The organism is Anaerolineales bacterium (genome assembly GCA_003105035.1).
GTDB lineage: Bacteria > Chloroflexota > Anaerolineae > Anaerolineales > UBA4823 > FEB-25.
Genome location: PQAL01000024.1, coordinates 170,656 through 177,670, shown reverse-complemented (window position 1 = coordinate 177,670; position 7,015 = coordinate 170,656). Strand labels below are relative to the sequence as shown.

Genomic DNA, 7,015 nt, shown 5'->3' with positions numbered 1-7,015 from the left:
ACTCCATTTCGATGATCAGTGATCGTTCCTTGTAGTATATAGACGATGCCTGGTCTGTCTTTATGGTCGTGAAGCGGGCCAAAGACAGCTCCAGGCTCAAAGGTAAACATACGCATACGAAACTGGCGGCTTGCCATGCCCTCGATCTCAGGTCCAAGATCAACCGTCGAAAGTATTTTCGCTGTAATACCTTTCGACTCAGGTACCATCTGTTGCTCATTCTATACTCCTTTCTGTACTTCTAGGGCTTAACTTGTGCAAATAACACTACCCTGCGGTAAATTTAGTTGTGCATAGTATTTAAAAAATTTTACACTGATAATCACGACCGGGATTACGCTATCTGGTCACGTATATGTTCTTTATACGGCCTGATTTCTAGACAGATGCCCGAGTTTTGAGTGGATGCTGGGTCACACGATCTCGATCCCGCCTACTTCAAGTGCTCAGTTCATATTAGCTGTGTAGCATCAAGTTACGCAACCCGCTCGCGAAAACAGCCCCCTTGGTTTTGCAGCAAAATACGCTATACAGGTAATGGATCATTTTCTCACGCCACTACCTATTGAGCTCATATTTTTAAGCCAATTGTTGGTTAGGTAATTATGATTCATTAAGGCATATTTAGAGTCCATAAAATGGCGAATATATGGTGCTCAAGGTTCCATTTGTAAAAAAAACCATAGTTGAGGTCGGATGTTGATTTTTGGGAGTGATTTCCTACGTCTACAGGACGGACCATGGAGGTCACCATCACCTGCGTTAAGGCGGCACCGTGATTTTCGGTGGGTTAAAAATCACAACCGTTCAGGGTGTCCTTAGCCCCTTGTGTCTCAGTGGAGTACACTGTAATGGAGCAACAAGCAGCATGATTAGTAAGATTTTCCAGGTTTTATTTTCTACACAATAATGTCTTAACATTCCAAACAATCGTTGTTTTGATGCGTTTCTAGATCCCTGGTGGCCATTTATGATTTATCTTGATGATGTGATTCCGAAAAACCCCGTAAGTTCGCCTTCGTAAAAGTATAATGGCGTGTAACAACTAACGATTAGGATAATCCCATAGCCTTCTTCAGTTTCATTTCAATTGAAGGAATATGACCAGCAAATTAATCCAAAGTATCAGGTTGTATATTCGACAAGAGACGAGCCATGTTCGCTGGCAGCGCATGTGGATATGTGCTTTAACAGGAATCCTGGCAGCATCTATTTTTACCTGGACGATGTCCACGATAAATCTGATCACCTTACCCAGCCAGCGTCTAGGCATGGACTGGCCTCGGTTGTGGTTTTATTGGGGAGGTTTGAGTATTATTGCAGGCATGGAGGGATTATTTGTTGGTTGGTTCACTGAAGATTATGAGGGGATTACTTTTGGTTGGGTGCCGGTTGAGCTACTGTTATTATTAGGTTATTTCTTTTACATATCTTCTGTCACAACCGACCCCATTATTGCCTCAATCTCAATCATCGGCCTATTGGAGGCAACCGGCGCATTTATTATTTTCGCAGTAATTCTACGTCTGATAGCCAACAAATTCATCAAGTATTATTTAGAGGGGAAGACCGGTCGTGGGCAACGGACCTTGGCTTTTACCGCGGGTATTATCTTTCTGATTATCTTGATCGGTAGTTTGGCGCGTTACGATGTTTCGGTGGTAAAGATCCTGCGTTCGCTCAATCAATCGATGGCTGGGGTGACAACTGATCCCAGCCTAGAAACCAGGCTGCCGATGGAAACAGTGCCTGAACTCCGATCTCATTTAGGCAAACCGTACAAAATATATCCACGCCCCGACACTGCGGCTGTCGGTACCTATGTTTTTGCTGTGATCTTTCATGACGGGTTTTCTTTTAGTTGCAGGATATCAGTGACCGAATCCCGGCCGGATATCTACTTTAATGATTGTAACCAAGGCGCCAACCTTTCTTTTCCATAATCCTCTATCAACTAAGTGGATTCCCACTAATAGAAAAATCAAAGTCGGAGGTTGGTTTTTGCATGTTCTGACAATAATTCTTAAAAAAAGAGATTTCTTGCGAAATCTCCCTTCTGCGAGAGCGCCTGATGGGTTTCGAACTTCTCCAACAACAAAAGGTGGGGACTACGCTCAACCACTTGATCAGCAGTAATCTGCGCTGCTGGTTGAGTTACAAGCGCTCTGAACGAGATCTATTAATTACAGGCTGTCCTGGTTGTCCAGCAATTTCCTGATCTCAAGTGCAGCTTCAGCCCTGATAAAAGTTTGTTGATCACCGCTTGCCAGGTCTTTCACGGTCACCGATCCTCTGGCGACCTCGTCAGGACCGATGACTACCGCCAGACGCACACCAATCCGGTCAGCGTATTTAAACTGTTTTGGCAGCTTGCTCACCTCCGGGCTGCAGATGACTTTCAAGCCAGCCTCCCGTAGGCTGGCTGCAAATGCCATTGAAGAGGGCTGTCGCTCGACATCAAATACGGTCACATACACCTCTGCCGGGGTTTTCTTGATCTCCTCCGGCAACAGCCCGAGAGATTGCAGCAGTAATCCGATCGCCAGGTCACCCATGGCGAACCCAGTCGCCGGCACTGGGGCACCTCCCACCTGCTCCATCAGGTTGTCATACCGCCCACCCCCCAGTAGAGCCCGCCTGATGTCACTATTCACTGCGAATGCCTCGAACACGATGCTGGTGTAGTACAGCAAACCACGGATGATGTTTGAATCATACCTGACGTAATCACTCACCCCAAGAGACTCCAGGGCGGTGAACAACCGCACCAGTGCGGCTGATTTCCTCCATAGCTCGGGGTCATTTAAAAACGTCTTCATACCGGCCAGTTGGGCACTATCCATCCCCAGGTCAATCGCGTTGGCGTCCCATTCGGCTGCCTCCATCTTACTTCGGCGGTCGATCAGGCTTAAAAATTCTGGCAGTTTTTCCTTAGGGATGCCTAATTTCTCCAGTTCCGCGTTGGTAAGCTGTCGATCATTTACCAGGATGACTGCCTGTTCAGGTGTCAGCCCCACTTGTTTTAAGAAATTGGCTGCAATAGCAATTAATTCAGCATCGGCTTCGGGGGTATCAACGCCAATCAGATCGATATTCCACTGGAAAAATTCACGCGTCCGGCCTCGTTGAGGGCGCTCATAACGCCAGAACGGCCCCCACGACCACCAGCGTAAAGGAAAGACCAGCTGATTCTGTCGCTGCGCAACCATACGAGCCAGGCTGGGGGTAAGCTCCGGGCGCAAGGCGAGCAGCTCACCACCCCGGTCAGGGAAGACGAACGATTGCTGGTTGACCAGCTCTTCGCCTGATTTGGCAGCATACAGGGCGATCGACTCCAGCATGGGGGCTTCCCATTCCTGGTATCCAAAAGAAGCGGACACCTGTCGGATGGCCTGATACAGCCAGTTGCGCATAGCCATGTCTTCAGGATAGTAGTCACGCGTGCCTTTAACGGAGGAGATGATCTGCTTCATGGAAGTTGTTTACCTTTCAAGAGCGCCCAAATAAATATCCATCTTTAATTTAGAGATTGATGATTTTAACATATTATCGCCTTATTCTTCTTGTATTCTAACGACTAGCTGTTACAATTCAGCCTATTAAGTTATTTGAGCAAATTGCATCTACCTAAAGGAGTCAAGAATTAATGAAAATTGTTACTGATTGTGCTGCAGACCTATCAGAGGATGAAGCCGAAGGATTGGATATCGAGGTTGCACCGTTATATATCCAGTTTCCGGATGGTGAGGTAAATTCTTCCGAATTATCACCAGATGATTTTTACACCCGGCTAAAGAATATGGTTCCTCAAATTCCTACCACCTCACAACCCTCGGCTGGGATCTTCACTGGTATCTATAAGAAATTGGTAGATATTGGAGAAGAAATTATCTCGATCCATATCTCATCGGGTTTGAGTGGGACAATAGAATCTGCTCGATTAGGTGCTGCGCACATGCCCGATAAGGCCATCCATATAGTGGACAGTCTGACACTGTCTGGAGGTGAGCGCTTTCAGGTACTCGCCGCGGCGATCAGTGCGAAAGCGGGCAAGGATATAGAATTTATCCTAGACCGGTTATCAAAAATCCGCAATGCAACTGAAGTGATATATACACTTGATACATTAGAATATTTACAGCGCGGTGGGCGGATTGGCAGGGTTCAGGCATTGGCTAGCTCTATATTGCACATCAAGCCCATCATTCACGTTGAAAAGTCTGACGGGAAATATTCGACGCTTGGCAAGGAACGCACAATCGCCAAGGCAATTGAGGGAATGGTTGATTATATCGTAAAAATATATGGCACTGAAACGCCTTTGTGGGTTTCTGTCATGCATGGTCAGTTTTCTGAGTATGCCGATAAGCTTGCCGAGCTCGTAAAATCGAAAGTGAATGTTGGAAAAATTGAAATTTTGCGTATCTCACCTATTCTGGGTGTGCACACGGGGCCAGGAATTGTTGGCTTAGCTGTGGTTCCGATCCATTTGATGGAAGGTCTTGATTGAAGATTACTACCTGGAATGTGAATGGGCTTCGTGCAGTGCTCAACAAAGGCGCCTGGGATCGTCTGGCGCAAGAGCAACCCGATGTGCTTTGCCTGCAGGAGATCAAGGCCCGCCCCGAGCAGGTGGCAGCCGAGTTTCACGAGCATTTTAACCAGCATTCAGTATATTGGAACCCGGCTGAAAAACTAGGCTACAGCGGTGTTGCGGCCTTCTCTTCGTACACTCCAATATCGTTTGATCTCGGAATCGGGAACCCGGAATTCGACCGTGAAGGCCGGGTGATCCGTCTCAGATTCCCAGATTTCTGGCTCTTCAATGTTTATTTTCCAAGCGGGCAAAGGGGCTTGGATCGCGTGGAGTTCAAGCTCCGCTTTTATGCTGAGCTCCTCGATATCTGCGATGCAATGCATGTGGCCGGCGAGAGAATTGTGATCTGCGGGGATTTCAATACAGCCCATTCCGAGATCGACCTGCGTCACCCCAAGGCCAATGTGAACACATCCGGTTTTTTGCCTGAAGAGCGCGCCTGGGTCGATAAATATCTGGAGCACGGATTTGTGGACATCTATCGTTACTTATATCCCGACCGCGTCCAATACACCTGGTGGACGTATATAGCCAATGCTCGCAGGAACAATACTGGATGGCGCTTGGATTATTTCCTGGTCTCTCAGGCGCTGGTCCCATCGATCAAGGATGTGATCATCCACACCGATATCATGGGTTCTGACCACTGTCCGGTATCCTTGATCCTGGATTCTCCAACCATAGCCGTTCCTGGGTCTTGAACTGTTTTTATTCGCCGAACTCGATCTCGATCTCCTCCAGGTCATCCCAGGCTTCTGAGACTTCCAGCGAGATATCGCCAAACAAGCCATCCTGCGATACGCGCACCAGGTGGCGTTTAATCAGCTCGAGCATGGCGAGGAATGTCACGACGATCTCCAGCCTCGAGTTTTCGTGGTTAACCAATGACCTGAAGGATACGCTTTTCTGATGGCGCAGCGAATCGGTTATCAAGCTGATCTTTTCGCGAATGGTCACTCGGGCGGGGGGCACGACCGAATATAGGGCATCTGGGAAACTCAAATTCGTGAAGATCTCCTGGGCGGCTGCCGCGACATCTTCAATGGTGATGCCTGTCAGGTCATAACTGCCTTCGATCTTCGGTGGAGGTGCCACCCGCAGGTATGTGTGTAACCCCTTGGCTTCCCGCTCCCCGAGGATCATGGCAATCTCCCGGTACCGTTTGTATATGATCAGCTGCCTGGCCAGTGCTTCGCCTGGGTCTTCTTCACCAGGATCACGCTGGGGAGGGCGCGGCAGCAGCGCTTCAGATTTTATCTGCAGTAGTTTGGCTGCGATCACCAAGAAAGCTGAGACTTCATCGGCTGCCAGGTCGGTGAGCTGGTGAATGTAATCCAGATACTGGTCGGTGATCAGAGCCAGGGATAACTTGGTGATGTCCAGCTCTGCCCGCTCAATTAATTGCAGCAGCAGGTCCAGAGGACCTTCGTACACCGGGGTGGCGATAGAATAATTCGATACGTTTTGGGTTGCTTGGCTGAACATCACGCAAAATTATACCTGACAATTGATAGCGGTCATGCTATACTTGTTTCATCTTCAAAGAAGGATTTTACAATGGCAGAGCAATGGCGAGAGATTGAAGCCGAATGGCAGTCGGGCGGGGCCTTTATTGGGCGTAATGTAGCGGGTGGTATCGTCCAGATGGGTACGCTGGCTGATAATCCAGGGATTTCACCCATGGAGCTTGTGCTGGTTGGTCTGGCAGGTTGTACTGGCGTGGATATCGTCGATATTCTCGTGAAAAAGCGCCAACCTTTAAGAGGCTTAAAAGTTAAAGTGCGAGGGAAGAAAGCGGAAGATTTCCCCAAAGTATACCGTGAGATTGAAGTCGAATATCTAATTTTCGGCAAGGATATTGATCCCAAGGCAGTTGAGCACGCTATCCGGTTATCAGAAGAGAAGTATTGCTCGGTTAGCGCCATGCTGCGCTCATCCGCCGATATCCGTAGCACTTACCAGATCATTGACCCCGATGTGTAACTCACTTGGATAGCGCCCAGTGCAACGATTTTATTGGGATTGCATCTAACCTAGAAACCTTTCCTGGAGAAGATTCAATGATTGACGAACCCATTCATGTAACCGACGCAGCATTTGAAAAGACCGTTTTGAATTCACCCATTCCGGTCATCGTCGATTTCTGGGCCCCCTGGTGCAGCCCATGTAAAATGATCGCACCTGTTCTCGACAAGATCGCCAAGGAGAATGCCGGGAAGGTCATCATTGCCAAGGTTAATACGGATGAAAATCAGGAATGGATGATGAAGTATGGTGTCCAGGGGATTCCCACGATACTTTTCGTTTCCAGTGGGAAGATCATTCACCGCCAGGTAGGTGCCTTGCCTGAACCAATGCTGCGTACCATCGTAACCCAATTTCTGGATGTGATTGGCCAGGCAGCCAAGAATTAACCCA

Annotated in this window: 8 protein-coding genes; 5 read left to right on the top strand and 3 right to left on the bottom strand. The window is 48.2% G+C overall.

The annotated features are described in order from the left end of the window. The coding region (locus C3F13_10795) for a cupin (protein PWB53104.1) at positions 1-209 on the bottom strand (209 nt) is incomplete at its 3' end. Positions 210-1,100: 891 nt separating this feature from the next. Here C3F13_10795 and C3F13_10790 point away from each other — a divergent pair. Next, a complete protein-coding gene (locus C3F13_10790; GenBank protein PWB53095.1) occupies positions 1,101-1,943 on the top strand; it encodes a hypothetical protein in 843 nt (280 codons plus the stop codon). 240 nt (positions 1,944-2,183) lie between these two features. Here the strand turns inward: C3F13_10790 and C3F13_10785 are convergent, their stop codons facing one another. Then, positions 2,184-3,473 (bottom strand): histidine--tRNA ligase, encoded by a 1,290-nt coding sequence (locus tag C3F13_10785; GenBank protein PWB53094.1) that lies wholly within the window; start codon positions 3,471-3,473, stop codon positions 2,184-2,186. 173 nt (positions 3,474-3,646) lie between these two features. Here C3F13_10785 and C3F13_10780 point away from each other — a divergent pair, with 173 nt between their 5' ends. Next, the gene (locus C3F13_10780) at positions 3,647-4,510 is read left to right on the top strand and encodes a DegV family protein (protein PWB53093.1); all 864 of its coding nucleotides are present in this window, start codon (positions 3,647-3,649) and stop codon (positions 4,508-4,510) included. Next, positions 4,507-5,298, top strand: coding sequence for an exodeoxyribonuclease III (xth, locus tag C3F13_10775; GenBank protein PWB53092.1), 792 nt, complete (start codon positions 4,507-4,509; stop codon positions 5,296-5,298). The genes C3F13_10780 and xth overlap by 4 nt, the downstream gene beginning before the upstream one ends. Positions 5,299-5,305: 7 nt before the next feature. Here xth and C3F13_10770 read toward each other — a convergent pair whose 3' ends face one another. Then, entirely contained in the window at positions 5,306-6,082 is a 777-nt protein-coding gene (locus C3F13_10770) for a chromosome segregation protein ScpA (GenBank protein ID PWB53091.1), read from the bottom strand. A 72-nt stretch (positions 6,083-6,154) separates the two neighbouring features. Between C3F13_10770 and C3F13_10765 the strand changes: the two genes are divergently transcribed. Continuing rightward, entirely contained in the window at positions 6,155-6,580 is a 426-nt protein-coding gene (locus C3F13_10765) for an osmotically inducible protein OsmC (GenBank protein PWB53090.1), read from the top strand. Between the two features lie 77 nt (positions 6,581-6,657). After that, on the top strand, positions 6,658-7,011 hold the full coding sequence (gene trxA, locus C3F13_10760; GenBank protein ID PWB53089.1) for a thioredoxin: 354 nt from the start codon (positions 6,658-6,660) through the stop codon (positions 7,009-7,011). Positions 7,012-7,015: the final 4 nt, after the last annotated feature.

Bases quoted from the DNA above. Each gene is read 5' to 3' on its own strand.
- C3F13_10790 (PWB53095.1), top strand. From the start codon at position 1,101: ATGACCAGCAAATTAATCCAAAGTATCAGGTTGTATATTCGACAAGAG.
- C3F13_10785 (PWB53094.1), bottom strand. From the start codon at position 3,473: ATGAAGCAGATCATCTCCTCCGTTAAAGGCACGCGTGACTACTATCCT.
- C3F13_10780 (PWB53093.1), top strand. From the start codon at position 3,647: ATGAAAATTGTTACTGATTGTGCTGCAGACCTATCAGAGGATGAAGCC.
- C3F13_10770 (PWB53091.1), bottom strand. From the start codon at position 6,082: ATGTTCAGCCAAGCAACCCAAAACGTATCGAATTATTCTATCGCCACC.
- C3F13_10765 (PWB53090.1), top strand. From the start codon at position 6,155: ATGGCAGAGCAATGGCGAGAGATTGAAGCCGAATGGCAGTCGGGCGGG.
- trxA (PWB53089.1), top strand. From the start codon at position 6,658: ATGATTGACGAACCCATTCATGTAACCGACGCAGCATTTGAAAAGACC.